Origin of the sequence: Sphingomonas immobilis, from assembly GCF_030580995.1 — a bacterium.
GTDB classification, from domain to species: Bacteria; Pseudomonadota; Alphaproteobacteria; order Sphingomonadales; family Sphingomonadaceae; genus Sphingomonas; species Sphingomonas immobilis.
The window spans coordinates 254,006-269,555 of record NZ_JAUQSZ010000001.1; the positions used below are offsets into that span (position 1 = coordinate 254,006).

Genomic DNA, 15,550 nt, shown 5'->3' on the forward strand with positions numbered 1-15,550 from the left:
AGTTGAGTTTGCGGATCGCGATCCTGTTCGACAACCTCGGACCCTATCATCTCGCGCGTCTGAAGGCGGCGGCCGCCGCCGGGATGACGGTGATCGCGATCGAGACACGCGGCCAGTCCAGGGAATATGCCTGGGACAAGGTCGAGACCGGCACGGTACTCGACCGCGTAACGCTCGTTCCGCACAACGAACAGGATCCCGGCAAACGCGAAATCGGCAAGCGCCTGACCGACCTGCTCGCGCGGCGCGCGCCCGATGTCATCGCGATTCCGGGCTGGAGCGATCACGTCGGGCTCACCGCGCTGCGCTGGGCCCGCGGCGCGAAGGTTCCCGTCATCGTGATGAGCGAAAGCAACCGCGACGACGGCCGCCGCGTGTGGACGCGCGAGATGGTCAAGCGCATCCTGCTGTCGTTGTGCGCGGCGGGGCTGGCGGGGGGCAGGCGCGCCGCCGCCTATCTCGAAGCGCTCGGCATGCCGGCGGATCGGATCGCGACCGGCTACGACGTGATCGACAACGCCTATTTCGCGGCGGGTGCCGATGCCGCGCGCCGCACGCCTGACCTGAGGCAGAGCCTCGCGCTGCCGGATCGGTATTTCCTGTGCTGCGCGCGCTTCATCGCGAAGAAGAACCTGCCGTTCCTGATCGACGCCTACGCTCGCTATCACGTCGAAACGCTGGCCGCCGGCGCGCAGCCGTGGGGGCTGGTGATCGCCGGCGACGGGGAAGAGCGGCCCGCCGTCGAAGCGCGTATCGCGGCGCATGGGCTGGGCGAGGCGGTGACGCTCGCGGGGTTCGTCCAGTATGACGGCCTGCCCAAATATTACGGCCTCGCCGGCGCGTTCGTGCTGGCGAGCACGACCGAGCAATGGGGGCTGGTCGTCAACGAAGCGATGGCATCGGGTCTGCCGGTGCTCGTATCGAACCGTTGCGGCAGCGCCGCCGATCTGGTGAAGGATGGCGTCAACGGGCTCACCTTCGATCCCGCCGACGAGGGCGCGCTGGCGGCGCGCATGAAACAGATTGCGGAGGGCGACGGGCAGGCAATGGGTAGCGAGAGCGCGCGCATCATCGCCGATTGGGCGCCTGAGCGATTCGGCGCGTCGATCGCCACGCTGGCGCGGCTGGTCGTCGACCGGCCGGACGATCGCAAGTCCGTCGTCGCGCTGACGACGCTGGATATGCTTATCCAGTGAAGATCGCCTTCCTCTCCCCGTCGCTGTCGCGAATCGCGGGAGGCATTTTCGAAGTGGAGCGCGACCTCGCGCTCGCGCTGGGCGCGCTGCCTGACACGGAGGTCTCGGCATATGGTGTGGCGGACCGCGAGACCGACAACGACCGCGCGGCGTGGCGGCAGATTCCGCTCCACGTCGGCGCGCTAAAGGGGCCGATGGGCTTCGGCTATTCGCCCGAAATGCGCGATGCCTTCGCCGCGAACGATGCCGATGTTGCGCATCTGCAGGTAATGTGGATGTACACGTCGATCGTCGCGCGAGATTGGGGCCGCCGCACCGGCAAGCCCTATGTCACCACGGCCCACGGCATGCTCGACCCGTGGGCGCGGCAGAATTCCGGCGTGAAGAAGCAGTTCGCTGCGCTGGTGTACGAACGCAGCGCGCTGCGGCAGGCGGGGTGTCTGCATGTGATGACGCCCGCCGAGCTCGATTCGGCGCGCGAATGGGGTGTGAAGGGGCCGTTTTGCCTCGTCACCAACGGCGTGAGGCTGCCCGCAAAGACCGCGCTCGCCGATGCGCCGCCGGCCGTGCGCGCGATCAAGGCGGCGGGGGAGAAGTTCCTGTTCTTCATCGGGAGGCTGCACCCGAAGAAGAACCTCGTGAAGACGCTGGAGGCGTTCATCCGCATCGCGCCGGCGCATCCCGAATGGCATTTCGTCATCGCCGGCTGGGGCGTCGAGGCGTACGGCGCGCAATTGCAGGCGATGGCGCGCGACGCTGGCCTTGCCGCCCGCGTGCATTTCACCGGGCCGCTCTATGCCGACGCCAAGGCGGCGGCGCTGGCGGCGGCCGATGCCTTCGTGCTCGCGTCGCTGAGCGAGGGGGTGCCGATGTCGGTGCTGGAGGCGTTCGCGAACCGCGTGCCCGTCGCGATGACGCGGGCATGCAACCTGCCGGCCGGGTTCGACGCCGGCGCCGCCATCGCCATCGGGCCCGAAACGGCGGATATTGCCGCCGGCCTGTCGGACCTGTTCGCCATGCCCGAAACCGAGCGGTCGGCGATGGGCTCGCGCGGCCGCGCGCTGGTCGAGGACGGCTTTACCTGGGACAAGGTCGCGCTGCAGATGCGCGCGGTCTATGGCTGGCTGCTGGGCGGCGAACGGCCCGACTGGGTGATTTTATGAGCGCTTTCTCGGACCGTATCACGCCCCTCATCATCACCTTCAACGAGGAGGCGAACATCGCGCGTACGCTCGCGCCGCTCGGCTGGGCGCGCGAGATCCTGGTGATCGACAGCGGCAGCACCGATCGCACGCTGGAGATTCTGGCGCGCGATCCGCGCATCCGCGTCGTGACGCGCACGTTCGACAGCTTTGCCGGGCAATGCAATTTCGGGCTGGAGCAGGTCCGCACCGAATGGGCGCTGTCGCTCGACGCCGATTACCAACTGAGCCCGGAGCTCACCGCCGAGATCGCGGCGCTCGATCCCGGTGCCGACGTCGCGGGCTATAGCGCGGCCTTCGTCTATTGCGTGTTCGGCCGGCCGCTGCGCAGCACGCTCTACCCGCCGCGCACCGTACTCTACCGCCGTGCCTGCGCGCGCTATCGCGACGTCGGGCATGGCCACAAGGTCGATATCGAGGGCGTCGTGCAGCCGCTCGCCGCGAAGATCCGCCACGACGACCGCAAGCCGACGCGCCGCTGGTTCACCTCGCAGATCGGCTATGTCGCGCGCGAAGCGGACTATATCGTATCGTTGCCGCCGGAACGGCGCTCGCGCCTGCAGAAACTGCGGATGATGGCGTGGCCTGCGCCGCTCATCATGGTGTTCTACACATTGTTCTGGCGCGGATATGTGCTCGATGGGCGTGCCGGGCTTTACTATTCGTTGCAGCGGGTGCTGGCGGAATTGATGCTGGCGGTGGAGATCGCGGACCGACGGTTGCGGGGTTAGTCGTTCAGCATCCGCAGTCCGCGCGCGACACCCTTGTCGGCGGCGCGGAAGAAGCGCAGCTGCACCGCTCCGCCGCGCGCGAATGTCAGTGCGCCGCGCACCAGCCGCTTCGCCGCATTCTGTCGTACCGGGATCGGCCGGCCGACCCGCGAGGCGAGCACGACCAGCGACGCATTCGCGGCTTCGGTGATGCGCAATAGATAGTCTTCGCTGATGCGGAACGCAGGCATCAGGTGCAGCAACGACAAGATGGGAAAGGTGCCCCATCCGAGCCCGAACTTGCGCGACACATAGGCCATGTCGAGGTCGCCTGCGCCGTCGAGCGAGTCACCCTTGCGATCGAGCCTCGCACGCGCAGGATCAGTGCGCAGTTCCTCGCGGTAGAGCCGAGCGATCACGGTGCGGATGCACATGCCGGCACCGACGGGCGTCGATTCCCAGTGGCTCACGTCGTTTGACCAATGCGGCTGATCGTAGTGGCGCAAGGCGAGCTGGATCAGGTGCGGCTCCGCCCAGGGCTCCGGCGGGCTCTCGAATTCGGGATCGAGGATGCCCGCCCCCCACGCGCCGAGAAAGCTGTGCGTGTCGCCGATATCGGCGGCGACCTGGAGGTAGTCGGGTTGCAGCACGTTGTCGTCATCGACGAACAGCATCAGCGGTGCAACCGCCTCGTCGATCGCCCGCATCCGTGCCGGCGTCAGGCCGAGCTCGGGCTCGACCACGAAGCGCGCCGAGGGATGCCACGACAGGTCGTACCGTTCGCTCAACGGTTCTTTCGAGGCGTTGTCGATAACGACCAGTTCCCACGCATCGCGCGGCATGGTCTGCGCCTCGAGCGCGGCGAGTACGCGCGTGAAATAGGCGTCCCGCGGATTGTGCGTGCAGATCACGACGCTGAGGCGTTCAGTCACGAAATACGCTTTCTAGCTCAGGAAAGGCTGCCAACGGGTGCCTTGTTTGCGGCCCAGGAGTTCGCTGATCGGGTGTTCCCGCATCTCGATGACAACCGCGAAGGGATAGAAGTTTACGCTCGCGACGTGCGCCCTCGCGCCCTGCACTGGCACATGCTGCCGTACCGAGCCTTCGTTGAGATCGCGGTATTGGTCCATCGCATTCAGGGACGCGGCAATGCCATAGACCGCATCGACGAATATATTACGATCGCCGTGAATATCCTCGCAGATGAAAATACCGCCGGGCTTCAGATGCGGTAGCATCTCCTGCATCGTAACGAGTTGTTGGTGCGGTTCATGCCCTCCGTCGTCGATCAGGATATCGAGTTGCGGCACGAGCTTGCGAAAGTCTTGCCAGAAGCGTGGATCGGCCTGATCGCCGATATGGATATCGACCCCGTCACCCCGATATACCTCGCAGTCCGGTTCGATATCGATGCCGTGGATATGCGCGCCGGCCCCGAAATAGCTGCGCCACATATTGAGACTGCCGCCGCTATAGACCCCGATTTCCGCCATCACCGGCGATTTGCCGCGAAACCGAGCGAGGTGACGGTCGTAAATCTCGAAATAATGAGTCCATTTCCACAAGCCGGGGCCTTCGAGATTGCTTTCGAAAAAAGCTCGAAGGTCATTTTCGCGCATGTCGGAAAGCCCGGCGGCCGGCTTCGCCCAGATCGGCGCGCTGGCCAGATCGCGGCCCTGCGCGATGGCATGCATCCGCGACCGGGCACCCCGGAGAAAATCAGGCAGAAGGCGTGAAAGCATTGTCTTCCTTTGATGTCGGCCCCCGCTGAGCATCCGACCAAGTCGCCGGCCATTCGACATGCCCGATAACAGAGGCCGGCGGCCGCAGCGGATCGACGCGATCGTCACCGAACTGGATCGAGAGCACGTCGAGCCTGCCGTCGTGATCCTCATACCAGTCGCCAAGCCACACGGAGACCAAATATTGACCACGCGCGATCGGCAGGTCACGCGCCTCGCAGATCAACGTGCCTGTCGCGACCCCGTCGCCCCCGCTGCGCTGGTGGAAACGCCCATTCGAGCCCCAGACCGCTTCGCCGGATACGCTGCGCAGCACGAGCCCGCCGATCGGGATTTCGAGCGGGCCGGGCGCGGTGAAGTCGATCTCGACATGCAGCGAGCCGTGCCTCAGCGCGACCTCGTCGATGCGGATGGCGGTGATCGACGGCTTGTCGGGCCGGGCCTCGAAGGAGATGCCATAGGCTTCCTGCACGGTGCTCGAATAGAGCGCGATGGCGCTGTCCGCGTCGGTATCCGCGATCACCTTGCCCTTGGCGAGCAGGATGCCGCGCGTGCAGAGTTGCCGCACCGCGCCCATATTGTGGCTGACGAACAGGACGGTGCGGCCTTGCCCCGCCACCTCGCCCATCTTGCCCAGACATTTCTTCTGGAATTCGGCATCGCCGACCGCGAGCACTTCGTCGACGACGAGGATTTCGGGTTCGAGATGCGCCGCGACCGAGAAGGCGAGGCGCACGTACATGCCGCTCGAATAGCGTTTCACCGGCGTATCGAGGAAGCGGTCGACCTCGGCGAAGGCGACGATGTCGTCAAACTTGCGCTTGATCTCGCCGCGCGACATGCCGAGGATCGCGCCGTTGAGGTAGATGTTCTCGCGCCCCGTCAATTCGGGATGGAAGCCGGTGCCGACTTCCAGCAGGCTCGCCACACGCCCACGGATTTCGAGCCTGCCGGAGCTGGGCTCAGTGATGCGCGACAACACCTTGAGCAGCGTCGACTTGCCCGCGCCGTTGCGGCCGATGATGCCGACGACGTCGCCCCGCGCGATCTCGAAATCGACATGGTCGAGCGCCCAGAATTCCTCGACATGATCGCCCGCAACGTTGGGGCGGCCGCGCGCCATGTCGATCACGCTGCGCCCGAAGCGGCGCGCGCGTCGGCTGACGACATCGCGCAGCGCGGTGTAGCTCTCGGTCTCGTGCCCGATCAGATATTTCTTGCCGAGCCCTTCTGCCCGGATCGCGACGTCGCTGCTCATCAGATCAGGTCGGCGAAGGTGCGTTCGGCGCTGCGGAAATAGCGGACGCCGATCCACAGGAAGACGATCGTCTCGACGATCGCGATCGTGAAGCTCTGCCAGTAGAACGGTGCCTGGCCGCCCAGCACGCACCAGCGGAAGCCGTCGATCACGCCGACGACGGGGTTGAAGCTGTAGAGCAACCGCCAGGCGTCCGGGATCACCGCGCTGGAGAAGCCGACTGGCGAGACGTAGAGGCCGAACTGCATCACGAACGGCAGCACATAGCGAAAATCGCGGTATTTCACGTTCATCGTCGTCATGATGAGCGCGGGGCCCAGCGCGGTCAGGATGCCGAGCAGAACGAAGGCGGGCAGCAGCGCGATCCGCCAGTCCGGCGCGAAGCCGAACCACAGCATCAGCGCCAGCAGGATCACGAAGGCGATCAGGAAATCGACGAAGGCGACGGCAGTGGTCGCGGTGGGGATGATGAGGCGCGGGAAATAGACCTTGCCGATCAGATTGGCGTTGGTGATCAGGCTGTTGGCGGCCTCGTTCAGGATCGAGGAGAACAGGGTCCAGGGTAGCAGACCGGCCAGCACCATCACCGGATAGGGCGTGGTGCCGACGCTCGGCAGCTTCGCGACGCGGCTGAACAGGATTGTGAAGATCACCAGAGTGAGCAACGGCCGCACGACCGACCAGGCGACGCCGATGAAGGTCTGCTTGTAACGAACCGCGAGATCGCGCCACGCCAGGATGGCGAGCAATTCGCGATACGCCCAGAGATCGAGCCAGTAATTGCGCTCGCTGCGGCCGGGCGCGATGATCAGCAACCTCTCGGACTGGCCGGTCGTGGGTGACGCGGTCATCGACTTCATTCCCCCGCTGCGCGGCCCCGCAGGCCCGGCCCGGACCCACGCCGGGACGACGCGATATCGCGTAACAAGAATGGCCTATCGCACCATTTTGCAGCGCGTCAAGGTCGTCATCGGCCTCGGCCGGGCGGGTGGGAACGGGGCTGACGAGGGGGTTTCGCTGTGCTAGTGCCCGGCCGGCATGGATCTCGATTTCGCCACGATATATGCGCTGCCGGCCGCCTACTGGTTGTCGATGATGGCGTTGATGTTGCTCTCGGCGGAGGCTTTGTTTCGGCTGCGCGATAGCTGGTCGCTGCCTGCGCTGATGGTCTATTTCACCGTGTTCGGCTGGTACATGATGGAGCCGATCAACTCGCCCGAGACGATGGCGTTTGGCGACGAGGAACTGTCGACAGCTTATTTGACGGTGTTTTTCTTCCTCGCGGCGTTCCGCGGGCTGGTCACAGTGCTGGCAAAGATGTTCGCGGCGAAAAAAGATGTTCAGGGGCTGTCCGTGGACGCTATTCCTGCGGAAAAGCTGTTTCTGGTTATCGGCGGCTTATGGCTTGTGCTGCTCTCATTCGGCACGTGGCGCATGGACGGAAATCTGTTCGCCACGTTGCTTCCACTGGATTCGCGAGCGGGTGTGAGCATGTGGCAACGGGCGGCGGGTGCCGACGCAGGCTCGCTAGGGTTTCTCGTCTCGATGGCAGCTTACCTCTACACGCTGGTGCTCGCGATGTTCGGCATGCTGCTCCCGCTGATGAAGCGTCCACTCTTTCGCGTCCTGTGTGTAGTCGCGATTTTGATCTCTTGGCCGTATATCTTTTTACAGGGCAGCCGCAACCTTACGCTTGCTGTGTTCGTGCCGATGGTATTCTCATTCGTGTTTTTTACTAAGGCAAAAATGTGGATAAAAGGGAGTAGTCTGCTGGCCGCAGCATTGTTTGTCAATTGGGCTCTGAAAGAGATAATTACTTTCCGAAACTACGGATTCAATTATAGTGGTGATATCGAACAAGAGAAGCATCTTGGTCTAAACATGGCCTCTGAGTTAATATACTGTACGACATTTGTAAAGACTGGAGTTGTTAGCCTTGCCTGGGGCATGAATACAATGGCGGAGCTTGCGAATGTCGTGCCGCGTGCGCTTTGGGTAAACAAGCCGTTAATCGGCATCGATTATGCCATCGCGCGCGGTTTCGCGGGTGGTGCTTCAGATACGGGTGTATTCGCGACCATTTCGACGGGCATGATCGGACAGGGCGTACTAGAGTTTGGGAATATCCTGGGGCCGCTTTATTCCGCACTGCTGATGGCGATTTGGGCGGCTTGGCTCGCGCGCCTGCGCGAACAAAAGTCGTTGACGCGCACCTGCCTGTTCCTGGTCGGGATGGGGCTGACCTTCAATCTCGGCCGCAATATAACCTTGCTGGTGCTGTGGCCGATGGTCTTTGGCTTTATGCTAGTGCTGGGCTTGGAATTCTATTTCAGGCACCGAACCGCGGCCTCGAAAGCCGCTGGGCAGGCCAATCTACCAACAGGCATCATCATGGGCACGGAACCGGGCCAAGTGTCCTCCTGACGCGGCACCTAAGCCATCAAATCGCTGGGGTGCCCGCGTTGCGCTGGTGCCAGGCCCAGGCGGTGCGGACGATCGCGTCCAGATCGGCGTAGCGCGGCTGCCAACCCAGCAGCTCGCGGGCGCGGCGGGCGTCGCTGATCAGGGCGGGGGGGTCGCCGGGGCGGCGCGGGCCGAAATCGTGCGGGACCGGCAGCCCGGTGATCGCCTCGACCGTGCGGACGACGTCGCGCACCGAAAAGCCGTTGCCGTTACCGAGGTTGAGCGGCTGCGACTCCACGCCGCGCTCCAGCGCCGCCAGCGCCAGCACATGCGCGTCTGCGAGATCCGACACGTGGATATAGTCGCGCACGCAGGTGCCGTCGGCAGTGTCGTAGTCCTGGCCGAAAATCGTCAGCGCCGCCCGCCGTCCGCTCGCCGCGTCAAGGGCGAGCGGGATGAGGTGGGTCTCGGGATCGTGCAGTTCGCCCGTCTCGTTCTCCGGGTCGGCGCCCGCCGCGTTGAAATATCGCAGCGCGATCCAGCGCAGATCGTGCGCGACGCCGAAATCGGCGAGGACGCGCTCGATCATCAGCTTCGACGCACCGTAGGGATTGATCGGGGACTGGGGCGTCGTTTCCAGGATCGGGATTTCGCTGGGCACGCCGTAGGTCGCGCAGGTCGAGGAGAAAATGAAGCGGCCGATCCCGTGGTCCCGCGCCGCCTCCAGCAGCGTGAGCGTGCCCGCGAAGTTGTTGCGATAATATTTGCCGGGATCGGTCACGGATTCTCCGACATAGGCATAGGCCGCGAAATGGACGATCGCGGTTGGCGCATAGTGCGCGATCACCGCATCGAGCCGTGCGCGGTCGCCAATATCGCCGCGTTCCAGAACGCCCCAGCGCACCGCTTCCGCATGTCCGTAGACGAGATTGTCGAACACGACCGGATCATAGCCCGCAGCGCGGAGCGCCTTGCAGGTGTGCGAGCCGATATAGCCCGCCCCGCCGGTCACGAGAACGGTGCCGCGGCCCGGCGAAGAGGTGGGGTCTGTCATTGAGGAAACCTTATCGTTCGGGCGGGCTTATCCCGGTTGCCGACCAAGTCAACCAAGGCTGCGTAGCTTGACGGGACACCCGCCTTTGCTAAGGGTGACCGGCGTTTCGCCCTTGCGGTTAAGCGATTTTTTCGGGGCGGGAAGGGGCGGTTTCATGTCACGTCTTATCAGGCTGGCAGTGGTGTGCATGTCGGCCTTGCTGGTCACCGCCTGTGTCACCAAGGGCGGGCCGGTTCCTTACAATGTCACCGAGTTCGGCGCGCCCGATCTGCCCGTCGCGCAGGTTGGCGAGGAATATCACGTCAGCCCGACCGACGTGCTCGGGATCGAGGTGTTCGGCGTCCAGGAATATACTGGCGATTACACGGTCGACGATCTCGGCCGCATCCGACTGCCGTTGGTCGGCAACGTGCCGGTCGCGGGCCAGACCACCGACGAGATCGCCTCCACGCTTTCGAAAACGCTGGGTGAGCGGCTGCTGCAGTCTCCCACTATTCAGGTGCAGGTGAAGGCTGCGAACAGCCGCCGCTTCACGATCGACGGTGCCGTCATGGCGCCCGGCATCTATCAGTTGGGCAGCGGCAAGGTGACGCTCGTGCAGGCGATCGCCACCGCCAAGGGGCTGAACGAGAGTTCGAATGACCGCCGCATCGCGATCTTCCGCACGATCAAGGGGCAGCGTATGGCGGCCGCTTTCGACCTGAAGGCGATCCGCCGCGGCCAGATGCCGGATCCTGACATCTATCCGAACGACATCGTCGTGGTCGACGGTTCCAACGTCCGCAAGAATATCCAGCTTGTGCTGCAGACGCTTCCGCTGATCGGGTTGTTCACACGCTTCTAAAAAGGTCGCCTTCCCTCCGCGGGAAGGACGGGGTAGGAAAAAATATGAACAAGTCCGTGCATCTGGGCGGTAGCGGAACCGACCGGGAAGGCCTGATCCTGGCGCCGACCGGCGGGGCGATTGGCCCGGTCGGGCCGGTGCTGCCGACGACGCCTCCCAAGGAGCAGCAGGCGTTCAACCCGCGCGAGCTGGCGCGCATCCTCTATCGCTGGCGCTGGCTGATCCTGTTCTGCGTGGTGATGGCGGCGGTGCTGGCGGTTGTCGTCACTTTGCTTTCGCCGCCGATATATCGCGCCACCGCGTCGCTCGAAATCACCGAGCCTTCACCCGAACTGATCGAGGGCGCCGCCGTACAGAAGGTCGCGGTGCGCGATCCGCAATTCCTGACGACGCAGTTCGGGCTGCTGCGCAGCCGCGCGCTGGCCGAGCGGGTGGTCGAGGAGCTCAATCTCGCCAAGAATCCCGCCTTCGCGCCGCAGGGTGCCGATCCCGCCACGCGCACGAAGATCGCCACTGCGGTCGCCGCGGGCGGCTTCAGCGTCGTGCCCGTCGGTGCGAGCCGGCTCGTCTCGATCAATTTCACGAGCCGCGACCCGCAGATCGCAGCCCAACTCGTCAACGCCTATGCCGATGCGTACATCGCGTCCGACCTGCAGCGAAAATTTGACACCACCGCCAACGCGCGCAAGTTCCTGCAAAACCGCATCGCCAGCACCAAGGCCGCGCTCGAGACGTCGGAGCGCGCGCTGGTGCAATATGCCCAGGCACAGAGCATCGTCGAGGTCAGCACCGGAAAGGACGGCGCCGGCAGCGCGTCGCTCGATTCCGCATCGCTCAGCGCGGTCAACGGCACACTGGCCGAGGCGATTGGTTCACGCATTCAGGCCGAACAGAAATACCGCCAATTTACAAGTTCCGGCGATACGCCCGAGACGGTTGCCGATCCGGCTGTCAATCAGTTAATATCCGATCGGGCCAAGCTGCAGGCGGACTATGATCAGAAACTCGCGCTGTTTCGCCCGGAATTCCCGACGATGCGGCAGCTGAAGGCGCAGATTTCCGCAATCGACAGCCAGCTTTCACGGCGACGCGGCAACGTCGCTTCGGCGGCCAGGGCCGAATTCCAGGCGGCGGTCGGTCGCGAGAACGAATTGCGTGCCAAGGTCAACCAGCTCAAGAGCTCGGTGCTCGATACGCGCGGGCGCGGCATCCAGTACAACATCCTGCAGCGCGAGGTGGATACCAACCGCACGCTCTACGACGCGCTGCTCCAGCGTTTCAAGACGATCGGCGTCGCGGGTGGTATCGGCACCAGCATCGCCTCGGTGGTCGATCGCGCCGAGCCGCCGTCGGTGCCGTTCAGCCCGAACCTGACCGCGAACCTCGCCATCGCGCTGACGATCGGCACGTTGCTCGGCATCGGTCTCGCTTTCCTGATCGAGTTCATCGACGACACCGTCAAGACGATGGAAGACCTGCGCACCAAGATCAACGTGACGCCCCTCGGCGCGATCCCGTCGATCGGCAAGAACTCGACCTTCTACGACGAGGTCGGCGACGTGCAGAGCCCGGTGGCAGAGGCGTATCTGTCGGTTTGCACCGCGATAAACTTCGCGGCGGCCGGCGGCACGCCGCGCTCGATCGTGTTCGCCAGCGCGCGTTCGGGCGAGGGCAAGTCGAGCTCCGCCTTCGCGATCAGCTATTTCTATGCGCGGCGCGGCATGTCGGTGCTGCTGATCGACTGCGACATGCGCAAGCCCTCGTTCCGCATCGAGAACGACGACGGATCGGAAGTGCGCGGCCTCGCCAACCTGCTCGCTTCGAACGATCAGGTGGTCGACTGCATCGTGCCGACCAAGTTCGAGAACCTGTTCCTGCTGCCCGGCGGCCATATTCCGCCCAACCCGGCCGAGCTGATCGCATCGCCCCGCATGCGCGAGATCCTGGCTGCGTGCGAGGACCAGTTCGACCTCGTCGTGATCGACGCGCCGCCGGTACTCGGTCTCGCCGACACGCCGCTCCTGGCATCGATGTGCCAGGCGGTCGTGTTCATCACCCAGGCTTCCGCCGCGCGGCGCCCCGCCGTGTCGAGCGCGGTCGAGCGGTTGCGCGGGTCCGGCGCCAACGTGATCGGGGCGGTGCTGACCAAGGTCAACGCGAAGTCGACCGGCTATGGGTATGGCTATGGATATGGCTACGGCTATGGTTATGGCTACGGCCAGGGCGAAAGCAGGAAGCCGAAGCTCGAGCTGCTGAACTGACATGCCGGCCAATAGTGCGAACGGCGCTGGGACGTTCGGCGAGCCGGGGTTGCCGCCGCGCGCGTCGGCGCTGCGCAAAGGCGTGGTGCTGGTCCTCGCGCTCGCGGCGATCGTGCTGATCGCGCTCACCGCTCAGTTCAACTATCTGCGCCTCGGAATCTTTCCGCACGACGTCCGGCAGGCGACCTATCCTTGCTGTGGCGGTGCGGCAGGGAAGCCGGCCGACCAGCTTGCCCAAATTCCGCTCGCCGCCGGGCCCCTGGTGGCCGAGGCGACGCGGCTCAAGCAGAGCGACCCGGCGCGCGCACGAAAACTGATGCTGGCGGCGGTGGCGCGCGATCCGCTGTCGCCCGAGGCTCGTGCCTGGCTGGCCGCCGATGCGGCGATGCGCGGCGATTTCCCCGATACGATCGTCCAGCTCGACTGGCTCTACACGCTCGATGCCGGATCGCGTCCGCGCGCCGCGAAGGCGCTGGCCGGGCTGGCGCGTTTCCCGGCATCGCAGGCTGCGGTCTCGGCCTTCGCGAAGCGCCAGCCGATCTGGCTCAACGCCGTCGCGGAGGAACTCGTGCGCAGCGACGCCGATCCCGCGATCTTGTTCCGCGTGCTGGGCGGGGCCGGGCCGCGCATCAACGGGAGCGACAAGGGCGGTTACGATGCGAGCGTCATCGACCAGCTCATCAAGCGCAAGCAATATGATCTCGCGTATCTCGCCTGGGTCACGCAATTGCCCGAAGGCGCGCTCGACAAGGTCGGCTACGTCTATGACGGGCAATTCGCGAAGCTGCCCGGCAGCCCGCCGTTCAACTGGCGGCTGACCGACAACGGCGAGGCGACGGTCGATTACACGAAGGGCGGGGGCTTGCAGGTTTCCTATTTCGGCGATGGTGCCTCGCAATTCGCCGCGCAGACTCTGTTGCTGCCGCCGGGTGCCTACCGCATCGCTGCGGCTGCGAACCGTTCCGGCAAGGCTGACGGAAACCTGGCCTTCTTCACGCTCGCCTGCGCAGCGACGCCGGATACCCCGCTGGTGACGCTGGATATTCCGGTCGGCAACGCCCCGGCGCGGATCGGTGGCAATGTCACGATCGCTGACGGGTGCGACGTGCAGGTTCTGGCGCTGGCGGGGCGGCCTTCGGATTATCCTTCGACCATGCAGATCGCCGTCACCTCTGTCGCCATCACGGGAGCGCAGCCATGATGCGCGCGCTCCACCAGTCGCTGCCATCCGCGTTTCTGGTGCTGGCGATATTGCTCGGCGGATCGACCAGCGGCGGCGCGGTGCCCAATGCCGTGCTGCAACTCGTCGCGGTCCTGCTGATCGCGTTTACCTCGCTGTCGGCCGGCGGCATCGCCAATGTCGCTGCCGAGCGTCATCTGTTCATGCTGGCACTGGCGGTGCCGGCGATCGCCGTGCTGCAGTTGATCCCGTTGCCGCCGTCGATCTGGACGCATTTCGGCGGCCGCGCTGCCGCAGCCGAGGGATATGCATTGGCGGGTGCGCCGCTGCCGTGGCTGCCGCTGTCGCTATGGCCGGCCTCGACGATCGCGTCGATCGCCGCGGTACTGCCGGTACTGGCGGCGTTGCGGCTGATCTCCGGTGCAGGGCCGAATGCGGTGCGGCGCATGGCATGGACGCTCGCGGTGCTGGCGGCGGGCTCGTTCCTGCTCGGCTTCTTCCAGATCGCGGGCGGGCAGCAATCGCCATTCTATCTCTATCACCTCACCAACCGCGACCAACTCGTCGGTATGTTCGCCAACAGCAATCATCTCGCGACTTTGGGTGTGATGACGCTTCCCTTCATCGCCGCGCTCGCCGCACGCGAAGGCGATGGCGGCGACGCCGCGCCAAAGAATGCCGGCAAATGGGTGATGCTCTCCGGCCTGACGATCTTCATCATCCTCGGCACCGTCGCCGATGGCTCGCTGGCGGGCATCCTGTTGATGGTGCCGTCGGTGCTGGGCAGCGCGATCATCTTGCGTGTCGAGCGGCGGCGGGTCGCCTTGCCGCTGATCGGCCTGCTGCTCGTCGCCACGTTCGGGCTGCTGATCCTGATCGGCGTGTCGAGCCCGCTGTTGCATGGCTTCGCCGCCACCGACATCGCGGCCGGCACGGGTACGCGCACGTCGATCTATCGCGATACCCTGCGCGCGATCCGCGATCTCGCGCCGCTGGGCTCAGGGCTCGGATCGTTCCTGATGGTCTATCCGCTCTATGCCGGGGCGCAGGCCGCGACGACGGTGTACATCAACCATGCGCACAACGATTATCTGGAATTCCTGATGGAGACCGGAATCGTCGGTCTGATCCTGATGATCCTGTTCTTTGCTTGGTGGGTGCGACAGGCGCTGTTCGCATGGCGCGAAGCGGGGCAGCGCGCGCGCTTCGCTCGCGCCGCCACGGTCGCCTCCGCGTTGATCATGGCGCACAGCGTGGTCGATTATCCCGGCCGCACCGCTGCGCTCGCCGTGCTGTTCGCGATGTGCTGCGCGATCATGGCGCGTCCGCTCGCGACGATCTCCGGTCAGCTATTCGCCGGCAGCGCGCAGCGCACGCGCGGCAAGATGATGGAAGCCGATGGTTAAGCGCCGCCGCAGCAACGATCGCGAACCGGGTTTGAAGGGCGTGCTGCAGCACGTCCGCAGCCGTTTCCTGATGATCACCGACATGGGCACCTTCCTGTGCCGCTTCCGTATCCACGAGGTGCGGCGCAGCACGGTGCGGCATGAACATGGCCAGTGGCGCGCGCGCTGCGCGCGCTGCGGCTGCATCCTCGAACGCCCGGCGCGAGGCGAGCCCTGGCGCGAACGCGGCGCATCCTGACGATACTTGTCATTGCCCGCCGAAGCGCGGAAATGGCGGAGGGGCGGGAACGAGGG

General features: G+C 65.0%; 14 protein-coding genes. 9 read left to right on the top strand and 5 right to left on the bottom strand.

Going from position 1 to position 15,550, the window contains the following annotated elements:
- Positions 1 to 8 precede the first annotated feature (8 nt).
- From Q5H94_RS01155 to Q5H94_RS01165, 3 genes are read left to right on the top strand one after another with little or no spacing between them, the layout of a single operon-like run.
- Complete coding sequence (locus Q5H94_RS01155) at positions 9 to 1,196, top strand: glycosyltransferase (protein ID WP_304559268.1); 1,188 nt, start codon at positions 9 to 11, stop codon at positions 1,194 to 1,196.
- Positions 1,193 to 2,359 (top strand): glycosyltransferase, encoded by a 1,167-nt coding sequence (locus tag Q5H94_RS01160; protein ID WP_304559270.1) that lies wholly within the window; start codon positions 1,193 to 1,195, stop codon positions 2,357 to 2,359. The genes Q5H94_RS01155 and Q5H94_RS01160 overlap by 4 nt, the downstream gene beginning before the upstream one ends.
- The gene (locus Q5H94_RS01165; protein ID WP_304559272.1) at positions 2,356 to 3,129 is read left to right on the top strand and encodes a glycosyltransferase family 2 protein; all 774 of its coding nucleotides are present in this window, start codon (positions 2,356 to 2,358) and stop codon (positions 3,127 to 3,129) included. The genes Q5H94_RS01160 and Q5H94_RS01165 overlap by 4 nt, the downstream gene beginning before the upstream one ends.
- Here Q5H94_RS01165 and Q5H94_RS01170 read toward each other — a convergent pair.
- Genes Q5H94_RS01170 through Q5H94_RS01185 form a run of 4 tightly spaced genes read right to left on the bottom strand, consistent with a single transcriptional unit; the run spans position 3,126 to position 6,959 of the window.
- Positions 3,126 to 4,040: a glycosyltransferase gene (locus Q5H94_RS01170; protein ID WP_304559274.1), complete on the bottom strand. Its 915-nt coding sequence runs from the start codon at positions 4,038 to 4,040 to the stop codon at positions 3,126 to 3,128. The two genes, Q5H94_RS01165 and Q5H94_RS01170, sit on opposite strands and share 4 nt — an antisense overlap.
- Positions 4,041 to 4,052: 12 nt before the next feature.
- Entirely contained in the window at positions 4,053 to 4,850 is a 798-nt protein-coding gene (locus tag Q5H94_RS01175; protein WP_304559276.1) for a class I SAM-dependent methyltransferase, read from the bottom strand.
- Positions 4,828 to 6,108, bottom strand: a complete 1,281-nt coding sequence (locus Q5H94_RS01180; protein WP_304559278.1) for an ABC transporter ATP-binding protein — start codon at positions 6,106 to 6,108, stop codon at positions 4,828 to 4,830. The genes Q5H94_RS01175 and Q5H94_RS01180 overlap by 23 nt, the downstream gene beginning before the upstream one ends.
- Positions 6,108 to 6,959: an ABC transporter permease gene (locus Q5H94_RS01185; RefSeq protein ID WP_304559280.1), complete on the bottom strand. Its 852-nt coding sequence runs from the start codon at positions 6,957 to 6,959 to the stop codon at positions 6,108 to 6,110. Before Q5H94_RS01185 ends, Q5H94_RS01180 begins: the two co-directional genes overlap by 1 nt.
- 187 nt (positions 6,960 to 7,146) lie before the next feature.
- Here Q5H94_RS01185 and Q5H94_RS01190 point away from each other — a divergent pair, with 187 nt between their 5' ends.
- The gene (locus Q5H94_RS01190; RefSeq protein ID WP_304559282.1) at positions 7,147 to 8,532 is read left to right on the top strand and encodes a hypothetical protein; all 1,386 of its coding nucleotides are present in this window, start codon (positions 7,147 to 7,149) and stop codon (positions 8,530 to 8,532) included.
- Positions 8,533 to 8,548: 16 nt separating this feature from the next.
- Here the strand turns inward: Q5H94_RS01190 and galE are convergent, their stop codons facing one another.
- Entirely contained in the window at positions 8,549 to 9,565 is a 1,017-nt protein-coding gene (gene galE / locus Q5H94_RS01195; RefSeq protein WP_304559284.1) for a UDP-glucose 4-epimerase GalE, read from the bottom strand.
- Positions 9,566 to 9,719: 154 nt separating this feature from the next.
- Here galE and Q5H94_RS01200 point away from each other — a divergent pair, with 154 nt between their 5' ends.
- Genes Q5H94_RS01200 through Q5H94_RS01220 form a run of 5 tightly spaced genes read left to right on the top strand, consistent with a single transcriptional unit; the run spans position 9,720 to position 15,494 of the window.
- On the top strand, positions 9,720 to 10,409 hold the full coding sequence (locus Q5H94_RS01200; RefSeq protein WP_304559286.1) for a polysaccharide biosynthesis/export family protein: 690 nt from the start codon (positions 9,720 to 9,722) through the stop codon (positions 10,407 to 10,409).
- A gap of 44 nt (positions 10,410 to 10,453) precedes the next feature.
- Complete coding sequence (locus tag Q5H94_RS01205; protein ID WP_304559288.1) at positions 10,454 to 12,670, top strand: GumC family protein; 2,217 nt, start codon at positions 10,454 to 10,456, stop codon at positions 12,668 to 12,670.
- Between the two features lies 1 nt (position 12,671).
- Positions 12,672 to 13,871, top strand: coding sequence for a hypothetical protein (locus tag Q5H94_RS01210; RefSeq protein WP_304559290.1), 1,200 nt, complete (start codon positions 12,672 to 12,674; stop codon positions 13,869 to 13,871).
- Complete coding sequence (locus Q5H94_RS01215) at positions 13,868 to 15,256, top strand: O-antigen ligase family protein (protein ID WP_304559291.1); 1,389 nt, start codon at positions 13,868 to 13,870, stop codon at positions 15,254 to 15,256. The genes Q5H94_RS01210 and Q5H94_RS01215 overlap by 4 nt, the downstream gene beginning before the upstream one ends.
- On the top strand, positions 15,249 to 15,494 hold the full coding sequence (locus tag Q5H94_RS01220) for a hypothetical protein (protein ID WP_304559293.1): 246 nt from the start codon (positions 15,249 to 15,251) through the stop codon (positions 15,492 to 15,494). The genes Q5H94_RS01215 and Q5H94_RS01220 overlap by 8 nt, the downstream gene beginning before the upstream one ends.
- Positions 15,495 to 15,550: the final 56 nt, after the last annotated feature.